Raw genomic sequence first — 19,052 nt, 5'->3', positions numbered from 1 at the left:
ACGCGCAAATGTTATCTGTAGTTAAACCTCTTCAGGAATTTGGTAAGCTCGATAAATGTTTGTCCAGATACGGCACGCGCTTCGAGTTTAATAATGAAAAACAAGTCATATTCTCCAGTGATGTAAACAGCGAAGACACATTCGTTATTTTAGAAGGTGTTATCTCTCTCCGTAGAGAAGAAAATGTACTTATCGGTATTACGCAAGCCCCCTATATTATGGGACTGGCTGATGGTTTAATGAAAAATGATATACCATACAAATTAATATCAGAAGGAAACTGTACGGGATATCATCTACCAGCCAAACAAACCATTACTCTTATTGAACAACATCAACTCTGGCGCGACGCTTTTTACTGGTTAGCCTGGCAAAATAAAATTCTGGAATTACGCGACGTTCAACTCATTGGGCATAATTCCTACGAGCAAATCCGTGCGACGCTATTATCAATGATTGATTGGAGTGATGAATTACGATCACGCATTGGCGTAATGAATTATATCCATCAACGTACACGCATATCACGTTCCGTCGTGGCAGAAGTTCTTGCGGCTTTACGCAAGGGCGGCTATATCGAAATGAATAAAGGCAAACTGGTCGCTATCAACCGTTTGCCTTCAGAGTATTAATCAGGACGCGGGAATGACCATCGGTTTATTCCCGCTAAGTTCGGTCACCAAATCATTGATGCCATCGCTCATATTTTTAAACCGTGTTAATGGTGAGCGGGTCACGACCACAAACGCACCGATATTTTTTTGCGGGATCATCGCCATATAGGTAATGAAACCACCGCCACCACCGGTCTTCTGAATAATACCCGGACGTCCATCCTTCGGTGCCATATACACCCAGCCTAAACCGAGAGCATCCGCTCTGCCTGGCACATCCATGCCAATCACTTTCGTAAACTGTGCACGCTGATAAATCAGCGTCTGCATGCGATCCGCCTGGTTACTGCGCTGATAAAAATCAGAAGACAAATATTGCTGCATCCAGCGCATCATATCGCCAGGTGTGGAATAAACGCCGCCGCTGCCAATGGCCGCCAGCGTATTGTTACACGGACTGGCACCGCGCTCGGCAACCATCAAACGGCGGCACTGGTCCGGTGATGGTGTGTAGGTGGTGTCTTTCATCCCCAGCGGACGGGTAATCTGCTCTTCGAACAATTGGGTATAAGGCTTACCGGACGCATTCGCCAGCGCATCCGCCAGCAGGTCGAACGCAAGGTTGGAGTACGCGGCCTGGCTGCCTGGCGCGGCTTTTAGCTTCGCCGTAGAAAGATATTTCCAGCGTTGCTCTCGCGTCGGCCAGACAAACACCGGACGATTTGCCGCACCGCCGGGCTGTTCACGGGGCAGGGCGCTGGTGTGGGTTGCCAGATTCACCAACGTGATGGGGGCTCCGTTGTAAGTTGGCACGCGTGCGCCTGGCGGGGCATATTTACTCAGTGGATCGTTTAACTTCACTGTCCCCTGGTCCAGCAATTTCACCAGCATCTCACTGGTCATCAACTTGGTGAGCGAAGCAATACGTACTACCGAATCCAACTGCGGGCGAACGTTATTACCAGGGCGAGTTTCACCATAACTGCGAAAGACACGCTGATTACCGTCGATAACGACCAGCGCCATCCCGGTGGCACCGCTGCCGTAAAAAATATGATCGGCATAGCGATCAACAATATCAGAGGCGAATTCAGGTTCGGCGATAGGTTGCGCCGCGTGGACAGAGGTCAATGACGCCGCACACAGCACGGCAGAAAAAAGCAGACTACGTTTCAACGGTGGTGTCCATAAATTAAATGAAGGTAACTGAGCGTATTTATACTACTCGTTGATGGATTGCAAAGCGCAAATTAGTGCAATAATAGTGTTAAAAACGTAACGGCGCGTAAACACGTTCTTTTTCCTGCTCACCAATGTCTGCATTTGTGATCCTGTTCGTGTTAATGCGCTTATGTAAACAATCCTTTGTTTGTGAAATCCGTCGAAACAATTCTTCCCGTCAGGAGGACGAACTAAGCGCCCCGCGGCTGGTCACAATGGGCGGTTTCATTTGGCTGATTCTTTGAAGCGGCCATGCGGTTAATACACAGCAGTTGCTAAAACGATAAGAAGCTAGCAGGAGAGCATATGTTTAAGTCTTTTTTCCCAAAACCGGGAGCCTTTTTTCTCTCGGCCTTTGTTTGGGCATTGATTGCCGTCATCTTCTGGCAAGCGGGAGGCGGTGACTGGGTTGCCCACATCACCGGGGCTTCCGGGCAGATACCGATTAGCGCTGCCCGTTTCTGGTCGTTAGACTTCCTGGTTTTTTACGCTTATTACATTGTTTGCGTAGGACTTTTTGCGCTGTTCTGGTTTATCTACAGCCCACATCGTTGGCAATACTGGTCAATACTCGGCACTGCGCTAATTATCTTCGTGACCTGGTTTCTGGTGGAAGTTGGGGTTGCAGTCAACGCCTGGTATGCACCGTTTTATGACCTGATTCAAGCCGCGCTCAGTTCGCCGCATAAAGTGACCATCGAACAGTTTTATCGCGAGGTGGGCGTCTTTCTGGGGATAGCACTGATCGCGGTGGTTATCAGTGTGTTGAACAATTTCTTTGTCAGCCACTACGTGTTTCGCTGGCGTACGGCGATGAACGAATACTACATGGCGAACTGGCAGCAACTGCGCCATATCGAAGGGGCCGCGCAGCGTGTGCAGGAAGACACCATGCGTTTTGCTTCAACGCTTGAGAATATGGGCGTCAGCTTTATTAATGCCATCATGACGCTGATCGCCTTCTTGCCGGTGTTGGTGACGCTCTCCGCGCACGTGCCAGAGTTGCCGATTGTGGGGCACATTCCGTATGGTTTGGTGATTGCCGCGATTATCTGGTCGCTGATGGGGACCGGATTACTGGCGGTTGTGGGGATCAAACTGCCGGGACTTGAGTTTAAAAACCAGCGAGTAGAGGCAGCTTACCGTAAAGAGCTGGTCTATGGTGAAGACGACGCCACGCGTGCGACACCGCCAACGGTGCGCGAGTTATTCAGTGCGGTACGGAAGAACTATTTCCGCCTCTATTTTCACTATATGTATTTCAACATTGCCCGCATTCTCTACCTGCAGGTCGATAACGTTTTCGGTTTGTTCTTGCTGTTTCCGTCGATTGTTGCCGGTACGATTACGCTCGGCCTGATGACCCAAATAACCAACGTTTTTGGTCAGGTTCGCGGCGCTTTCCAGTATCTGATTAACTCATGGACCACGCTGGTCGAGTTGATGTCGATCTACAAACGTCTGCGCAGCTTTGAACATGAACTGGATAATGACAAAATTCAGGAAGTAACCCATACATTGAGTTAAAAAGGAGAGGTAATGTCGCGAGTCAATCATCTGTCTTCGCTTTCATTGTTGGCGGTTCTGGTTTTAGCGGGGTGTAGCAATCAGGCGCCACAGCCGTTGAAAAAGGGCGAAAAAGCGATAGATGTGGCGAGCGTGGTGCGGCAGAAGTTACCCGCCAGCGTAAAAGACCGCGATGCCTGGGCGAAAGATCTTGCCACCACTTTTGAAAGCCAGGGGCTGGCACCGACACTGGAAAACGTCTGCTCGGTGCTGGCGGTGGCGCAGCAGGAGTCAAATTATCAGGCAGATCCGGTCGTTCCTGGATTAAGTAAAATCGCCTGGCAAGAGATTGATCGCCGCGCCGAACGGATGCACATTCCTGCTTTTCTGGTTCATACCGCGCTAAAAATCAAATCGCCAAACGGTAAAAGCTACAGCGAACGGTTAGATTCCGTGCGCACGGAAAAGCAGCTGAGTGCAATTTTTGACGATCTGATCAGCATGGTGCCGATGGGGCAGACGCTGTTTGGTTCGCTTAACCCGGTGCGCACCGGTGGGCCGATGCAGGTCAGCATTGCTTTTGCCGAACAGCATACCAGGGGGTATCCGTGGAAAATGGACGGTACGGTACGTCAGGAGGTCTTCAGTCGTCGCGGCGGATTATGGTTCGGGACTTACCATTTACTCAATTATCCTGCCAGCTATAGCGCGCCGATTTTCCGTTTCGCCGATTTTAATGCCGGTTGGTACGCCAGTCGTAATGCCGCGTTTCAGAATGCGGTCAGCAAAGCCAGCGGCGTGAAGCTGGCGCTGGATGGTGATTTGATTCGTTATGACAGTAAAGAGCCGGGTAAAACAGAACTGGCGACGCGTAAGCTGGCGGACAAACTGGGAATGAGCGACAGCGAAATTCGTCGTCAGCTCGAGAAAGGGGATAGTTTCTCTTTTGAAGAGACGGCGTTGTATAAGAAGGTTTATCAACTCGCCGAAGCGAAAACGGGTAAATCGCTACCGCGTGAAATGTTGCCCGGTATTCAACTGGAAAGCCCGAAAATCACCCGTAACCTTACCACCGCATGGTTTGCGAAGCGCGTCGATGAAAGACGAGCGCGCTGTATGAAGCCGTGACCAATAGATAATCGTAGGCCAGATGTTTACGTCGCATCTGGCAAAATAAATCTTACTGGCGGCGATGTCGCCAGTGCAGCCACACCGCAACCACCGCAAAGATGAAACAGCCAACCAAAAACGGGATCAGCCCGAAAATGGTGCCGACTCCCAGACCAATTTCCACCCGTGGGCGGCCTGTCTCCTGGACCTGCATTAAATGCTCATAGACACCTGGCGCATGTACCAACAAATTCAGCAATTGCGCTCCAGCCCAAAAGCAAAACAGCACAAACAATGCATAGGCAATGTTGCCAGGCGTTGAAGAGGCATCGCGATATTTTCCGCTAAACAGCGATTTTGACAGGGTGAAATCAGCCATAAAAACCTCCGGAAGTCATCTGCTTCTCTTCTGGTGTGATACCAGCGGCTTATGGCAAGTCTGACAGGTCATTGGGATTGTCAATATCAGAATCATGGTAAATTGGTGTTGGGAATATTCCCGAAGCGAGAATCTTCGTTATGAGTCACAAAATTGCAACCTTAAGTTAAATTTTTTTAACGGTTCTGGAAATGCTGTCTACACCACAGACGGATGTTGCAGAATATGCAAGGATGTTGTTTTTCGTTAACGGAGCTGCCATGAATCTGCCTGTAAAAATCCGCCGCGACTGGCATTACTATGCGTTCGCCATTGGCCTTATATTCATTCTTAATGGCGTGGTGGGGTTGCTGGGGTTTGAAGCTAAAGGTTGGCAGACCTATGCCGTCGGTCTGGTGACGTGGGTGATGAGTTTCTGGCTGGCGGGGCTGATTATTCGTCGTCGCGATGACGATACTGAAAACGCCCAATAACAGAAGATTGGGCGTTCTGGAGTGCTGGCAAAGTGCTCGTTGTTTATGCCGGATGCGGCGTAAACGCCTTGTCCTGTCTACAAAATCGTGCAAAATCAGTATATTGCAATTATCTGGTAGGCCTGGTAAGCCTGGTAAGCCTGGTAAGCCTGGTAAGCCTGGTAAGCCTGGTAAGCGAAGCGCATCAGGCAATCTTACGTTTGCCATCAGCCTGAAATGCCCAACAAAAAAGTTATTGGGCATCCAAAAATCACATGGTGGTTTTCAATGCGTTATCCGCTGCGTGACGCTCCAGCGCCAGCTCAATCAAACGCGTGATCAGGTCGGTGTAGCCCAGGCCACTGGCTTGCCACAGCTTCGGATACATACTGATGTTGGTAAAGCCTGGCAGCGTGTTGATCTCGTTGATCACCACCTCGTTTTCCGGCGTTAAAAAGACGTCTACACGCGCCATGCCAGCACATCCCAACGCCTGGTAAGCCTGAACGGCAATCGCCCGAATTTTATCGTTGATTTCCGGCGCGATGTCCGCCGGAACCACCACTTTCGCGCCATCTTCGTCAATGTACTTGGTGTCGTAGGCGTAGAAATCGCTGGTCAGTACGATCTCGCCACAGGTACTGGCTTGCGGATTGTCATTACCCAGAACCGCACATTCGATCTCACGACCTTTGATCCCTTGCTCAACGATCACCTTGTGATCGAATTCGAACGCCAGATCGACAGCAAGGGCATACTGCTCTTCGCTGGTCACTTTGCTGACGCCAACAGAGGAACCCTGATTAGCTGGTTTTACAAACAGCGGCAACCCAAGTTTAGACTTCACTTCGGCGAAGCTGATTTTGTGGCGATTGGCGCGCGTCAGGGTAATAAATGGCGCGATGTTCAATTCAGCGTCACGCAGCAGACGTTTGGTGACGTCTTTATCCATGCATGCAGCAGAAGCCAGAACATCGGAACCGACAAACGGTAGATTGGCGACCCGCAGCATTCCCTGCAAGGAACCATCTTCACCCAACGTACCGTGGACAATTGGGAAAATGACATCCACCGTCGGCAACGGCTGGCCGTTCTGCGCATCAATAAGTTGATGTTCATGTTTACCCGGCACCTGCGCGAGACTGGTGGCCGAAGGGCGCAGCGCAATATGGGCAGGATCGTCTGCGTTCAGCAAATAATTGCTGGCATCGCTGACGTGCCATTGCCCTTGTTTATCAATGCCCAGCAGCACAACGTCAAAGCGACTTTTATCAATGGCATCGACAATGTTTTTTGCCGATTGCAGAGACACTTCATGTTCTGCTGACTTTCCACCAAAAACGATTCCTACCCGCAGTTTTTCCATCTTAAAAACCTATCCCGTAGAACACAAAGAGCATACATTACCACGACAAAACGGGGGATTCGCGGCCTTCTGACAGTTTGTTGCAATCTTCTGCTGATAAACCGTGCAGCTTGCGGGGGAAGATTCATCGCTGGCTAAATTATGTGCGCAAAATCACAAAAATGATGAACGGGAAACTAATTTATTCCTGGTGTGAATTGCTGGCCGGATGGTTATTATACTTAATAATAAGTTAACCAAGAGGATATATTCTATAACTTTTTATTATAAAAAACATTAATAATTAAATACCTATATTTTATGTGTGGAATTATTTAAAAATAGAGAAACGTTTCGCTGATAAATGTGAAAAAAAATATTTGCTAAAAACTATTTCCTCTGTCATAAAAATACTACATCAAGACTCTATGCAGTTGTGAAACATAATGTTAACTTCTCCATACTTTGGATAAGGAAATACAGATATGAAAAATCTCATTGCTGAGTTGTTATTTAAGCTTGCCCAAAAGGAAGAGGAGTCGAAAGAATTGTGCGCGCAGGTCGAAGCACTAGAGATTATCGTTACTGCGATGCTTCGCAATATGGCGCAAAATGACCAACAGCGGTTGATTGATCAGGTTGAAGGGGCGCTATACTCGGTAAAGCCCGATGCCAGCATTCCTGATGACGATACGGAGCTGCTGCGCGATTACGTAAAGAAGTTATTGAGGCATCCTCGTCAGTAAAAAGTTAAGCCCTCCAACCGTTGTCATAATGCTGTCATGCCAGAGACTTATAGTCGCTTTGTTTTTATTTTTTAATGTATTTGTACATGGAGAAAATAAAGTGAAACAAAGCACTATTGCACTGGCTCTCTTGCCGTTACTGTTTACCCCTGTTACTAAAGCCCGGACCCCAGAGATGCCAATTCTGGAAAACCGGGCGGCACAGGGGGATATTACCGCACCTGGCGGTGCTCGCCGATTAACGAGCGATCAGACAGCTGCCTTACGCGATTCTCTTAGCGATAAACCCGCGAAAAATATTATTTTATTGATTGGTGATGGGATGGGGGATTCGGAAATCACTGCCGCACGCAATTATGCTGAAGGCGCGGGCGGTTTTTTTAAAGGGATCGATGCCTTACCGCTTACCGGACAATACACCCATTATGCGCTGGATAAAAATACCGGAAAACCAGACTACGTGACCGACTCCGCAGCGTCAGCAACGGCCTGGTCAACTGGCGTCAAAACGTATAACGGCGCGCTGGGTGTCGATATTCATGAAAAAGATCATCCAACGATTCTGGAATTGGCAAAAGCCGCAGGGCTGGCGACCGGCAACGTTTCAACGGCTGAAATACAGGATGCCACTCCCGCCGCGCTAGTGGCGCATGTGACCTCGCGCAAATGCTATGGCCCGAGCGTTACCAGCGAAAAATGCCCGAGCAACGCGCTGGAAAAAGGTGGAAAAGGATCGATTACTGAACAACTGCTTAACGCCCGTGCCGATGTTACGCTTGGCGGCGGCGCAAAAACCTTTGCTGAAACGGCAACCGCCGGTGAATGGCAGGGAAAAACGCTGCGTGAACAGGCACAGGCGCGTGGTTATCAGTTAGTCAGCGATACCGCATCGCTGAATGCGGTGACGGAAGCGAACCAGCAAAAACCCCTGCTTGGACTGTTTGCTGACGGCAATATGCCAGTGCGCTGGCAAGGACCGAAAGCAACGTACCACGGTAATATCGATAAGCCCGCAGTCACCTGTACCCCGAATCCGCAACGCAATGACAGTGTGCCTACGCTGGCGCAGATGACCGATAAAGCCATTGAACTACTGAGCAAAAATGAGAAAGGATTCTTCCTGCAAGTTGAAGGTGCGTCGATCGATAAACAGGATCACGCCGCGAATCCTTGTGGCCAAATTGGCGAGACGGTCGATCTCGATGAAGCCGTACAGCGGGCGCTGGAATTTGCCAAAAAGGATGGCAACACACTGGTGGTGGTCACCGCTGACCACGCCCACGCCAGCCAGATTGTCGCGCCAGATACCAAAGCGCCGGGTCTGACTCAGGCGTTAAACACCAAAGATGGCGCAGTGATGGTGATGAGTTACGGGAACTCCGAAGAGGATTCACAAGAGCATACCGGTAGCCAGTTGCGTATTGCTGCATATGGTCCGCACGCTGCGAATGTGGTTGGTTTGACCGATCAGACCGATCTCTTCTACACCATGAAAGCTGCACTGGGGCTGAAATAACACCGAACCCGGCGGCTAATTTGGGCTGTCGGGTGGTTTTTTTGCTGTTAGCAACCAGACTTAAAAGCAGATCAAGGGCGCAAACGCTCCTGGTTAAAATGTGAAGAGGGATGGTGCTATGAAAATAACATTACTGGTTACCCTGCTATTCGGCCTGGTTTTTTTAACCACTGTCGGCGCTGCCGAGAGAACGTTAACCCCACAACAACAGCGTATGACCTCCTGTAATCAACAGGCAACAGCGCAGGCGTTGAAAGGGGATGCCCGTAAGACATACATGAGTGATTGCCTGAAGAACAGCAAATCTGCGCCCGGTGAAAAGAGTTTGACACCGCAGCAGCAGAAGATGCGCGAATGTAATAGTCAGGCGACGCAGCAATCTCTGAAAGGTGATGATCGTAATAAGTTTATGAGTACCTGCCTCAAGAAAGCCGCGTAATACCTATAGTGCTAACGGGTGAGTTAAGAAAATGGCTCACCCGAAATATCATACTCCCGCCTTTCGCCCCATCTCTATAATTTGGGAAAATTGTTTCTGAATGTTCCCAAAAATAATGAATGATGAAAATTTTTACAAAAAAGCGGCGGCACACGGGGAGATACCACCAATAACTCCTCAAAACGAACATCAGCGATCCGGGCTGCGCTTCGCCCGTCGCGTCAGACTACCGCGGGCGGTAGGACTGGCTGGGATGTTCTTACCAATCGCCTCGACGTTGGTTTCGCACCCGCTGTCAGGCTGGTGGTGGCTGGTGTTGGTTGGCTGGGCATTTGTCTGGCCACATTTAGCCTGGCAGTTGGCGAGCAGGGCCGTTGATCCGCTTGGCCGGGAAATATACAACTTAAAAACTGATGCAGTGTTAGCCGGTATGTGGGTAGGCGTGATGGGCGTAAACGTGCTGCCTTCGATCGCAATGCTGATGATTATGTGCCTGAATTTGATGGGGGCAGGCGGCCCCCGTCTGTTTGTCGCCGGTTTGGTGTTGATGGTCGTTTCCTGCCTTGTCACACTCGAACTCACGGGGATCACTGTGTCGCTCAAGAGTGCGCCGCTGGAATGGTGGCTCTCCCTTCCCATTATCGTCATTTATCCTCTGCTGTTTGGGTGGGTTAGCTACCAGACAGCGACCAAACTGGCTGAACATAAACGACGATTGCAGGTCATGAGTACCCGCGACGGCATGACGGGCGTTTACAACCGGCGTCACTGGGAAATCATGCTACGTAATGAGTTTGATAACTGTCGCCGACACAATCGCGATGCGACGCTATTGATTATTGATATCGACCATTTTAAGAGTATCAACGATACATGGGGTCACGATGTGGGTGATGAAGCCATCGTTGCCCTTACCCGACAGTTACAAATTACCCTGCGTGGCAGCGATGTGATTGGTCGTTTTGGTGGTGATGAATTTGCGGTAATTATGTCAGGTACGCCAGCCGAAAACGCCATTACCGCCATGTTACGTGTGCATGAAGGATTAAATGCATTACGCCTGCCAAATACGCCGCAGGTGATATTACGGATAAGTGTCGGTATCGCGCCGCTGAATCCGCAAATGAGTCACTACCGTGAGTGGCTGAAATCGGCCGATATGGCGCTCTATAAAGCAAAGAAAGCCGGACGTAACCGCACCGAAGTGGCGGCCTGACGTCCGGCGAGAGTCATCAGGACTTGCTGAGTTTTTCTGATTTTTCCATACACTTCGTCATCGCTTCGATCACCGCGGCACGGAATCCTTTCTCTTCCAGAACGCGTACCGCTTCAATGGTTGTGCCTCCTGGTGAGCAGACCATATCTTTCAAGGCGCCCGGATGTTCGCCGGTTTCCAGCACCATTTTCGCGGAGCCCATTACCGCCTGGGCGGCAAACTTATAAGCTTGCGCGCGTGGCATCCCGCCCAGCACGGCGGCGTCGGCCATCGCTTCGATAAACATAAAGACATAGGCTGGCGAAGAACCGCTCACGCCAACCACTGGGTGGATCATCGGCTCAGCAATGACTTCCGCCTCGCCAAAGCAGCGGAAAATATTCAGCACATCGGCAGTATCTTCGGGAGTGACCAACGCGTTTGGCGTTACGGATGTCATCCCGGCATTGACCAACGCGGGGGTGTTCGGCATGGCGCGAATAATTTTCCGGTCGTGACCCAGCGCCCGGGCAAGTTGTTCGAGCGTAACGCCTGCGGCGATAGAAACCACCAGAGAGTCTTTATTCAGGCTGGAAGTGATTTCGCTAAGGACTTTAATCATGATGCCCGGTTTGACGGCAGCAAAGACGATATCGGTGATTTGCGCCACTTCCTGTGCCGATTCTGCAGCGTTGATACCAAACTGTTTATGTAAGGCGGCAACTTTATCCGGGGAGGGGGTATACACCCAGATTTGCCCTGGAAGGACCTGACCGCTGGCAATCAGACCGCCGAGAATGGCTTTTCCCATATTGCCGCAGCCAATAAAACCGATTTTCTTTTCCATTGCACACTCCTGCCGTGAATTCATTATTTTGAAAAGCGCCTGGTCAGAAGCATAAACAGAACTATGCCGGAAGGCAAAAGCGCGACACAATAGAAGATTACCCAACAGAGGATAGCCTTATGACAATATGGGTGGACGCCGATGCGTGTCCCAATGTAATTAAAGAGATTCTGTATCGCGCGGCAGAACGTATGCAGATGCCGCTGGTGTTGGTGGCAAATCAGAGTTTACGCGTGCCGCCATCGCGGTTTATTCGCACGCTGCGCGTCGCGGCAGGTTTTGACGTGGCCGATAATGAAATTGTACGTCAGTGTGAGGCGGGCGATTTGGTAATAACCGCAGATATTCCTTTGGCTGCTGAAGCCATCGAGAAAGGCGCGGCAGCACTTAATCCGCGTGGCGAACGGTACACACCTGCGACTATTCGTGAACGTCTGACGATGCGCGATTTTATGGATACCCTTAGAGCCAGCGGGATCCAGACCGGAGGACCAGATAGCCTTTCGCAACGTGACCGCCAGGCATTTGCGGCTGAACTTGAAAAATGGTGGCTGGAAGTTCAACGTAACTGTTCGTAAATGTAATATATTATTTACACTTCTTTCTCGCTCATTTCTTGTTATAGTAAGGAATGTATTGAAGTTCACTCCTTAAGTGGAATTATTTCTTTACAATCGAAATTGTACTAGTTTGATGGTATGATCGTTATTCTTACGAAACCGGCTTTCGCCGCATTGCGACCTTTTGGGGAAAACCCACGATGACACAACCTCTTTTTCTGATCGGGCCTCGGGGCTGTGGTAAAACAACGGTCGGAATGGCCCTTGCCGATTCGCTCAACTGTCGGTTTGTTGATACCGACCAATGGTTGCAATCACAACTCAATATGACGGTAGCAGAGATCGTCGAAAGGGAAGAGTGGGCAGGATTTCGCGCCAGGGAGAGCGCAGCTCTGGAAGCAGTAACTGCACCATCCACCGTTATCGCGACGGGCGGCGGTATTATTCTGACGGAATTTAATCGCCACTACATGCGTAATAACGGGATTGTGGTTTACTTGTGCGCGCCGGTGTCAGTGCTGGTAAATCGTCTGCAAGCAGCGCCAGAAGAGGATTTACGGCCAACACTCACAGGAAAACCGTTAAGTGAAGAAGTTCAGGAAGTGCTGGAAGAACGCGATGCATTATATCGTGAAGTTGCGCATATTATCGTCGATGCTAACAACGAACCCAGTCAGGTGATCTCTGAAATTCGAACCGCTTTGGCACAAACGGCAAACTGTCATTGTCCTGGCACCTATACTTAATGTTCATCCCGTGAAATAAGGAAGAACAATGCCAACGAAACCGCCTTATCCCCGAGAAGCCAGAATTGTTACGGTAGAAAAAGGCCAGCAAGGACAGACTGTGACCTGGTATCAGCTGCGAGCCGATCATCCCAAACCAGACTCTTTGATCAGCGAACATCCTACGGCCCAGGAGGCGATGGATGCTAAAAAACGCTATGAGGATCCTGATAAAGAGTGACCGCATCAGACTGCTCGGAAGGGACTCTGAGTGCTATTGCAACGGACCTGCATCACACTTTTCACAATTCATGTTTTTCAAATAATTAGAATATTAAACAATAACAATCCATTACTGGAACTATTGGGAATCTTTACATTATGCCGTGCGCGTCTGCTGCTACGCTTTTTTGCATTTGTAGCATCGGCAAGCGCCCGCAGTGGTGCTTAGTATTTGCCCGGTAATTAACGACGAAAAAGAAAGGTGGAAGACAATGAGCGCGTCGTTGGCGATTCTGACCATCGGCATTGTACCAATGCATGAAGTTTTGCCGCTTCTGACGGAGTACATTGACGAAAATAATATTTCCCATCATAGCCTGCTGGGGAAATTAAGCCGCGAAGAGGTGATGGCGGAGTATGCGCCAGAAGCAGGCGAAGAAACTATTCTGACATTATTAAATGACAACCAGCTGGCCCACGTTTCACGCCGTAAAGTGGAGCGTGATCTACAAAGCGTGATTGAGGTACTCGATAATCAGGATTATGACGTTATTTTGCTAATGAGTACGGCCAACATTAGCAATATGACAGCGCGAAATACGATCTTCCTCGAACCTTTGCGCATTCTCCCCCCCTTGGTTTCCTCCATTGTTGAAGGTCACCAGGTCGGTGTTATTGTTCCAGTAGAAGAGCTTTTGGCCGTTCAGGCGCAAAAATGGCAAATTTTGCAGAGAACACCACTATTCTCGCTGGGAAATCCCATTCATGATTCTGAACAGAAAATCGTTGATGCCGGGAAAGAATTGCTGGCGAATGGCGCGGATGTCATCATGCTGGATTGTTTAGGATTTAATCAGCGTCATCGCGATTTACTGCAAAAAAAGCTCGATGTACCTGTTTTGCTCTCTAACGTATTGATTGCAAGGCTGGCGGCGGAATTGCTGGTGTAATTTTACGTGACAGTTAGCACCTTTGGCCCCTATAGTGAAGAAGATGTTAAACCACCTGACAGGGCCAGTTTATGCTTCAAAGTAACGAATACTTTTCCGGAAAAGTGAAATCGATCGGCTTTACCAGCAGCGATACTGGCCGCGCCAGCGTCGGTGTGATGGTTGAAGGTGAATACACGTTCAGTACTGCGGAACCCGAAGAGATGACGGTGGTCAGCGGGGCGCTGAATGTTTTGCTGCCTGGCGCTACCGACTGGCGCGTGTATGAAGCTGGTGAAGTATTTAATGTTCCCGGCCACAGCGAGTTCCATCTGCAAGTTGCCGAACCGACCTCCTATTTGTGCCGCTATCTGTAATATCGCGCCTTCCCGTCTGAATGGGAGGGCATTTTTCTGAAATATTCCTTATTTCACGAATAATAAAATCTCCATTGCTGCTAATTTTTCTATTTTCGATATATTCATAATCTATCAAGGTTGATATTAATATCAGTGAAGATTATGAATAAAATAAAAATATTGATCATCTGTATGGTTGTATTTATTGCCACCGAAAATGTTTACGCTGCTGAGTGGATCACTAGCGATGATCTTATTAAGTCAGATTTCCATATCATGACCGCAGAAGAACGTAATGGAGTTAAAGAGGAAACCGATGATAGTATGGAAGCCTCTTATATGCTTAAAAATAACATTCGTTGGTATTATCATAATGGAGATTTATCAATACCCAGCAATTTTAGTAATAAGCATACCCTGGTGGTCAAGGGGAATTTAACCATTAATGGTGATTATGATGATTATTCGGCAGGTGATGGTCAACTCATTGTGTTGGGCAATGTGATTGTCGACAACTTTATTAATCATGATTTCGCATACGTCAAAGGTGAGATGCAAGCGAAAGGTTTAGTCTATGCTGATTATAATGATCATAACTTTGAAGTAATGAAAGGTATTACGGCTCGCGGAATTATTGTTTCAGACAAGGCGACGCAATTTGAGGTTAATAACGCTGAGTTTTATATCAACGAAGATACCAGCAATGAAAATTATGACTGGGATGCGAATATTCGAAAAGCGTATTCGCTGTTTGAGCCCGATCTCTATGAGATTACTGAAATTGAAACCGACAATGTTTTAAATGCCTATCCTGATTATGACAGTGTAGCGGCCAGTATTGTCCAGGGATTGCCGTTGTTTCGCGATACACCTGTATCGGGGCTAAGTGAAAAATTGCAGTGGATTGAACAGGGCAAGGTCGAAAAATTTGCGGCTGGCAACGTTAAGCATGAAGATCCGCTGGTGGCGCGTTTTCTGACTCGCATGGAGAGTCTACCAACTGATGTTATGCTGCAATTGCTACAGCATCCTGATGACCAGACACGAGAATATATGGCGCAGCGTTGGCCCGCCAGGCAAATGCATTTACTCACCGCGCCTTTTATTAAAGACCAGGCAGTGGCGAAAGGACTGATTAAAAATAGCGATATTTCACCAGAAGTGAATGAAAAATTAATGTCGACTCCTGTCGAGAGCGTCCAACTTGAGCAGGCCAGACAGGATAATCTTTCTCCGGAAATCATTGCCCTATTAAGTCAGAGTCCGTTTCCGATTGTGCGTAAGACGTTAGTCAGCCAGTACGATTACGCGTGGCTGGCGCCAGCATCCGTGGTGGATGAACTGATAAATAGCGATGATGATGAACTACGCGAACGAATTGCTGGTGCCGATTTGACTACACGACAAGCCGTGGCGCTGAGTAACGATCAATCACTTAAGGTCCGTGAAGCCGTAGCTCATGCCCTTGCGGAACTCAAAGTTACGCGGCTTTCTGCAAACATGAGTATTCCCGATATTGAACGTATTGCAGATCAAATGTATCTCGATAATAAAGACCATAAAAATATCGTGATGGCATTATTTATTGCTTTACCTGAAGCGCGTCAACTGTCGCTGGCAAAAGAAGATATACAACATTTACGTGAAGGTGCGCGTTATCTGACGTCAACTGAAGTGATTAACTATCTTCTGACACATCATGATAACCCCGCTGTCTGGAATGAATTAGCACACGATAAACTGCTGCCGTTGGAATATAAGAAAAAATTGTGGCAGCGCACATTGCAATTAATAATGAGCAAACGGCAAGAAGATCAGGAGCAGGCGTATGATATACAACTGGAACTGATTGATAATGGCATGGTAGATGAAGCAATGCTCAATGACGCCATCGATTTGCTGCCTGATTTACCAGCTGAATATCGTTACCGGATGCGCAATCAGTTATTTGATAAAAATGATTTACCCTCAGAGATTATTGCCCGTCTTGATAAGCAATATCGCTTTAATGCTGACTGGGCGCTGTCTGTTACAGACATGACAAATAGTAATCGTAGGCAGTGTGATAGAGGATTACGTCGCTGGAATGATGATGATAGCGTTATTTTAATCGAGCTGGATAAGCTGACAGATAAGCCTGATGATGAGTTTTGGCTGGCATTACTGCAAAGTCGGCATGAACAATTACGTAAAACGGCGTTGATTAATGCGCATACGCCGACTTCCGCATTCACAGCATTGGTTACACCGCAGGATCGTCAGGGAGCGATTGCCAATCCGCAACTGCCTGCTGAGGTGAAAACGGCGTGGTTAAAAGAGGATCCGTCATTACTGTTATTTGCCGATCATCCGGATCCACAACAATTACGTGAATTAGTTAAAACCGGATCGACACGGCAAATTCGCAGTGAAGCGCGCAATAAGCTTGAGGAATTAAAATGAGGTCACGGCGTAAAACACACAATATTGCAGCGTTAAAAATCATTACCCGACGTAGCGAATGATTAGATTAATGCCTGGCATGGCTTCGTACGCCGGATAAGACGCACCGAGGCGTCGCATCCGGCATTGAAGGCAAACCAGCTATTAACGTTGCGCTTCGCCACCCAATCCTTCGATCAGGTTTTGAATTAACGCTGCCAGTTCGCCGGTCATCAGGATGAAATCGGCGTCAAAGCGCTGGGCAAAATCTTCGCGGTCGATGTCTTCGTTTTGATCGCGCAGTTCGTCGCAGAACTTCAGGCGCTTGAGCGAACCATCGTCGCACATCACAAACTGAACGCGCTGCTGCCAGTCGAGCGCCAGTTTAGTCACCACTTTTCCGGCTTCAATGTGATTAGTGATCTCTTCGCTGGTCAGATCTTGTTTCTTCGCGCGGATCACGCCGCCATCTTCCAGCAGCGATTTCAGCTCGGCTTCATCAAGCAGCTGGAAGCCCTGTGCCGCACTACCGGAGCGAACCCATTCGGTCAGCGTCAGTTCAATCGGGTTTTCCATGCTCAATGGCACAACCGGTAACGACCCCAGGCTTTTACGCAGCAGTGCCAGCGTATCTTCCGCTTTTTTGGCGCTGGCGCAGTCCACCATAATCAAACCGTTCACCGTGTCGATCCACATCATGGTTTGGCTAAAACGGCTGAAAGCACGCGGCAGCAGAGAGTACAGCACTTCGTCTTTCAGCGAATCTTTTTCGGTTTTCTTCAGCTTACGCGCTTGTTCAGCTTCCAGTTTGGCGATTTTCGCTTCCAGCGCCTGTTTAATGACCGGAGACGGGAGAATTTTTTCTTCTTTGCGCGCGCAGATAACAATTTGACCATTGGCAACGTGCGTTAACGCATCGCTGTGCGATCCCATCGGAGGAACCCAGCCCATCTTCGCCATATCCTGGCTGCCGCATGGGGTAAATGCCATCGAGGCTAGCTGTTTTTCCATCTCTTCTGCACGCAGCGAAATCTCGCGGCTAAGACGGTAAACCATTAAATTTTTGAACCACAGCATGATAATTTCCACGGCCTTGTCGTTAAATTTAGCGGGCATGATAACGAATTGTCGGCGGCCTTGCATTGCCAATCCGGTTGTCCGTCTCTACGCTATTGATATTGAAAAAAATAAGGAGAGTACCGTGCGTATAGGTATCGATTTAGGCGGCACCAAAACTGAAGTGATTGCACTGGGCGATGCAGGGGAGCAGTTGTACCGTCATCGTCTGCCTACGCCGCGTGATGATTACCGGCAGACCATAGAAACGATCGCCACGTTGGTAGAGATGGCGGAGCAGGCGACAGGACAGCGTGGAACAGTGGGGATGGGGATCCCAGGCTCGATTTCGCCTTACACCGGCGTGGTGAAAAATGCCAATTCAACCTGGCTTAACGGTCAGCCATTCGATAAAGACTTAAGCGCGCGGTTGCAGCGGGAAGTGCGGCTGGCAAATGACGCCAACTGTCTGGCGGTTTCGGAAGCGGTAGATGGCGCGGCAGCGGGAGCGCAGACGGTATTTGCTGTGATTATTGGCACGGGATGCGGCGCGGGCGTGGCATTCAATGGGCGGGCGCATATTGGCGGCAATGGCACGGCAGGCGAGTGGGGACACAATCCGCTACCGTGGATGGACGAAGACGAACTGCGTTATCGCGAGGAAGTCCCTTGTTATTGCGGTAAACAAGGCTGTATTGAAACCTTTATTTCGGGCACGGGATTCGCGACGGATTTTCGTCATTTGAGCGGATATGCGCTGAAAGGCAGTGAAATTATCCGCCTGGTTGAAGAAAACGATCCGGTTGCTGAGTTGGCATTACGTCGTTATGAGCTACGACTGGCGAAGTCGCTGGCGCATGTGGTGAATATTCTCGACCCGGATGTGATTGTCCTGGGCGGAGGGATGAGCAATGTTGACCGTTTATATCAAACAGTTCCACCGCTGATTAAACAATTTGTCTTCGGTGGCGAATGTGAAACGCCCGTGCGTAAGGCGAAGCATGGTGATTCGAGCGGCGTACGCGGCGCCGCATGGTTATGGCCGCAAGAGTAAAAAACCCAGGCAACTGGTGCATCATGCCTGATGCGACGCTGGCGCGTCTTATCAGGCCTACAAAATAAGCAGCCGTAGATACTGTTACGGCCTGCAAGTTTTTTCCTGGTCCAGTCTCCCGGATTGCAGGCATGCCAGACACAGCGCCGTCAGGCGCTGTTTTTTTCATCCCTTCCGCGATTTTACGCCGCTACCGGATTATGCCGTGACGCATCGAACGGCACGCCTGACTTCAGCACTCCATACGCCACCTGTGCCAGCTTGCGCATCATCGCGCCGAGAATCACCTTTCCTTTCTTGCCATTAGCCGCCAGACGGTCGCGGAACGCCCGTCCCCACTCAGTCTTACTGGTGGC

At 49.2% G+C, this 19,052-nt stretch carries 20 protein-coding genes and 1 pseudogene; 15 read left to right on the top strand and 6 right to left on the bottom strand.

Annotation, left to right across the window (positions count from 1 at the left end):
• Nucleotides 1-8: 8 nt before the first annotated feature.
• Complete coding sequence (gene iprA / locus AACU94_RS15410; RefSeq protein WP_135489723.1) at nucleotides 9-632, top strand: hydrogen peroxide resistance inhibitor IprA; 624 nt, start codon at nucleotides 9-11, stop codon at nucleotides 630-632.
• Here the strand turns inward: iprA and ampH are convergent, their stop codons facing one another.
• The gene (gene ampH, locus AACU94_RS15405) at nucleotides 633-1,790 is read right to left on the bottom strand and encodes a D-alanyl-D-alanine-carboxypeptidase/endopeptidase AmpH (protein ID WP_130215388.1); all 1,158 of its coding nucleotides are present in this window, start codon (nucleotides 1,788-1,790) and stop codon (nucleotides 633-635) included.
• Between the two features lie 351 nt (nucleotides 1,791-2,141).
• Here ampH and sbmA point away from each other — a divergent pair, with 351 nt between their 5' ends.
• Together sbmA and yaiW are read left to right on the top strand one after the other, a co-directional pair.
• Nucleotides 2,142-3,362, top strand: coding sequence for a peptide antibiotic transporter SbmA (gene sbmA, locus AACU94_RS15400; RefSeq protein ID WP_135489721.1), 1,221 nt, complete (start codon nucleotides 2,142-2,144; stop codon nucleotides 3,360-3,362).
• A gap of 12 nt (nucleotides 3,363-3,374) precedes the next feature.
• Nucleotides 3,375-4,469: a surface-exposed outer membrane lipoprotein YaiW gene (yaiW, locus tag AACU94_RS15395; RefSeq protein ID WP_135489719.1), complete on the top strand. Its 1,095-nt coding sequence runs from the start codon at nucleotides 3,375-3,377 to the stop codon at nucleotides 4,467-4,469.
• A gap of 52 nt (nucleotides 4,470-4,521) precedes the next feature.
• Here the strand turns inward: yaiW and AACU94_RS15390 are convergent, their stop codons facing one another.
• The gene (locus tag AACU94_RS15390; RefSeq protein WP_130215394.1) at nucleotides 4,522-4,830 is read right to left on the bottom strand and encodes a YaiY family protein; all 309 of its coding nucleotides are present in this window, start codon (nucleotides 4,828-4,830) and stop codon (nucleotides 4,522-4,524) included.
• A 260-nt stretch (nucleotides 4,831-5,090) separates the two neighbouring features.
• Here AACU94_RS15390 and AACU94_RS15385 point away from each other — a divergent pair, with 260 nt between their 5' ends.
• The gene (locus tag AACU94_RS15385) at nucleotides 5,091-5,303 is read left to right on the top strand and encodes a DUF2754 domain-containing protein (RefSeq protein ID WP_130206179.1); all 213 of its coding nucleotides are present in this window, start codon (nucleotides 5,091-5,093) and stop codon (nucleotides 5,301-5,303) included.
• 250 nt (nucleotides 5,304-5,553) lie between these two features.
• On the opposite strand, the gene ddlA is transcribed toward AACU94_RS15385, so the two are convergent.
• Nucleotides 5,554-6,648 (bottom strand): D-alanine--D-alanine ligase, encoded by a 1,095-nt coding sequence (gene ddlA / locus AACU94_RS15380; RefSeq protein ID WP_135489717.1) that lies wholly within the window; start codon nucleotides 6,646-6,648, stop codon nucleotides 5,554-5,556.
• Between the two features lie 464 nt (nucleotides 6,649-7,112).
• Here ddlA and iraP point away from each other — a divergent pair, with 464 nt between their 5' ends.
• From iraP to adrA, 4 genes are all read left to right on the top strand, one after another.
• Nucleotides 7,113-7,373 carry an anti-adapter protein IraP gene (iraP, locus tag AACU94_RS15375; protein ID WP_064527081.1) on the top strand — a complete coding sequence of 87 codons (261 nt, stop codon included), beginning with the start codon at nucleotides 7,113-7,115 and terminating at the stop codon, nucleotides 7,371-7,373.
• A gap of 100 nt (nucleotides 7,374-7,473) precedes the next feature.
• Nucleotides 7,474-8,889 (top strand): alkaline phosphatase, encoded by a 1,416-nt coding sequence (gene phoA, locus AACU94_RS15370; protein WP_135489716.1) that lies wholly within the window; start codon nucleotides 7,474-7,476, stop codon nucleotides 8,887-8,889.
• Nucleotides 8,890-9,007: 118 nt separating this feature from the next.
• A complete protein-coding gene (psiF, locus tag AACU94_RS15365; RefSeq protein WP_130206185.1) occupies nucleotides 9,008-9,328 on the top strand; it encodes a phosphate starvation-inducible protein PsiF in 321 nt (106 codons plus the stop codon).
• Nucleotides 9,329-9,428: 100 nt separating this feature from the next.
• Entirely contained in the window at nucleotides 9,429-10,544 is a 1,116-nt protein-coding gene (adrA, locus tag AACU94_RS15360; protein WP_130215402.1) for a diguanylate cyclase AdrA, read from the top strand.
• A 16-nt stretch (nucleotides 10,545-10,560) separates the two neighbouring features.
• Here the strand turns inward: adrA and proC are convergent, their stop codons facing one another.
• Nucleotides 10,561-11,370 carry a pyrroline-5-carboxylate reductase gene (gene proC / locus AACU94_RS15355; protein ID WP_135489715.1) on the bottom strand — a complete coding sequence of 270 codons (810 nt, stop codon included), beginning with the start codon at nucleotides 11,368-11,370 and terminating at the stop codon, nucleotides 10,561-10,563.
• Nucleotides 11,371-11,489: 119 nt separating this feature from the next.
• Here proC and AACU94_RS15350 point away from each other — a divergent pair, with 119 nt between their 5' ends.
• From AACU94_RS15350 to AACU94_RS15325, 6 genes are all read left to right on the top strand, one after another.
• Nucleotides 11,490-11,948: a YaiI/YqxD family protein gene (locus tag AACU94_RS15350; RefSeq protein ID WP_130215406.1), complete on the top strand. Its 459-nt coding sequence runs from the start codon at nucleotides 11,490-11,492 to the stop codon at nucleotides 11,946-11,948.
• Between the two features lie 182 nt (nucleotides 11,949-12,130).
• On the top strand, nucleotides 12,131-12,676 hold the full coding sequence (gene aroL, locus AACU94_RS15345) for a shikimate kinase AroL (protein ID WP_130223263.1): 546 nt from the start codon (nucleotides 12,131-12,133) through the stop codon (nucleotides 12,674-12,676).
• A 28-nt stretch (nucleotides 12,677-12,704) separates the two neighbouring features.
• Nucleotides 12,705-12,896, top strand: coding sequence for a protein YaiA (yaiA, locus tag AACU94_RS15340; RefSeq protein ID WP_130206195.1), 192 nt, complete (start codon nucleotides 12,705-12,707; stop codon nucleotides 12,894-12,896).
• 253 nt (nucleotides 12,897-13,149) lie between these two features.
• A complete protein-coding gene (locus AACU94_RS15335) occupies nucleotides 13,150-13,827 on the top strand; it encodes an AroM family protein (RefSeq protein WP_130206197.1) in 678 nt (225 codons plus the stop codon).
• 71 nt (nucleotides 13,828-13,898) lie between these two features.
• Complete coding sequence (gene ppnP / locus AACU94_RS15330) at nucleotides 13,899-14,183, top strand: pyrimidine/purine nucleoside phosphorylase (RefSeq protein WP_064527100.1); 285 nt, start codon at nucleotides 13,899-13,901, stop codon at nucleotides 14,181-14,183.
• A gap of 144 nt (nucleotides 14,184-14,327) precedes the next feature.
• The gene (locus tag AACU94_RS15325) at nucleotides 14,328-16,607 is read left to right on the top strand and encodes a DUF2773 domain-containing protein (RefSeq protein ID WP_135489713.1); all 2,280 of its coding nucleotides are present in this window, start codon (nucleotides 14,328-14,330) and stop codon (nucleotides 16,605-16,607) included.
• A gap of 144 nt (nucleotides 16,608-16,751) precedes the next feature.
• On the opposite strand, the gene rdgC is transcribed toward AACU94_RS15325, so the two are convergent.
• Entirely contained in the window at nucleotides 16,752-17,663 is a 912-nt protein-coding gene (gene rdgC / locus AACU94_RS15320) for a recombination-associated protein RdgC (protein WP_135489708.1), read from the bottom strand.
• A gap of 124 nt (nucleotides 17,664-17,787) precedes the next feature.
• On the opposite strand from rdgC, the gene mak reads away from it, so the two are divergent.
• Entirely contained in the window at nucleotides 17,788-18,696 is a 909-nt protein-coding gene (gene mak / locus AACU94_RS15315) for a fructokinase (RefSeq protein WP_135489707.1), read from the top strand.
• Between the two features lie 182 nt (nucleotides 18,697-18,878).
• Here mak and AACU94_RS15310 read toward each other — a convergent pair.
• Nucleotides 18,879-19,052, bottom strand: a pseudogene (locus tag AACU94_RS15310) (IS110 family transposase); the annotation flags it as partial.

It is taken from the genome of Escherichia sp. E4702 (assembly GCF_963883545.1).
In the GTDB taxonomy this organism is placed as follows: domain Bacteria; phylum Pseudomonadota; class Gammaproteobacteria; order Enterobacterales; family Enterobacteriaceae; genus Escherichia.
The sequence above is the reverse complement of the archived record's forward strand: the minus strand, read 5'-3'. Positions and strand labels throughout refer to the sequence as shown.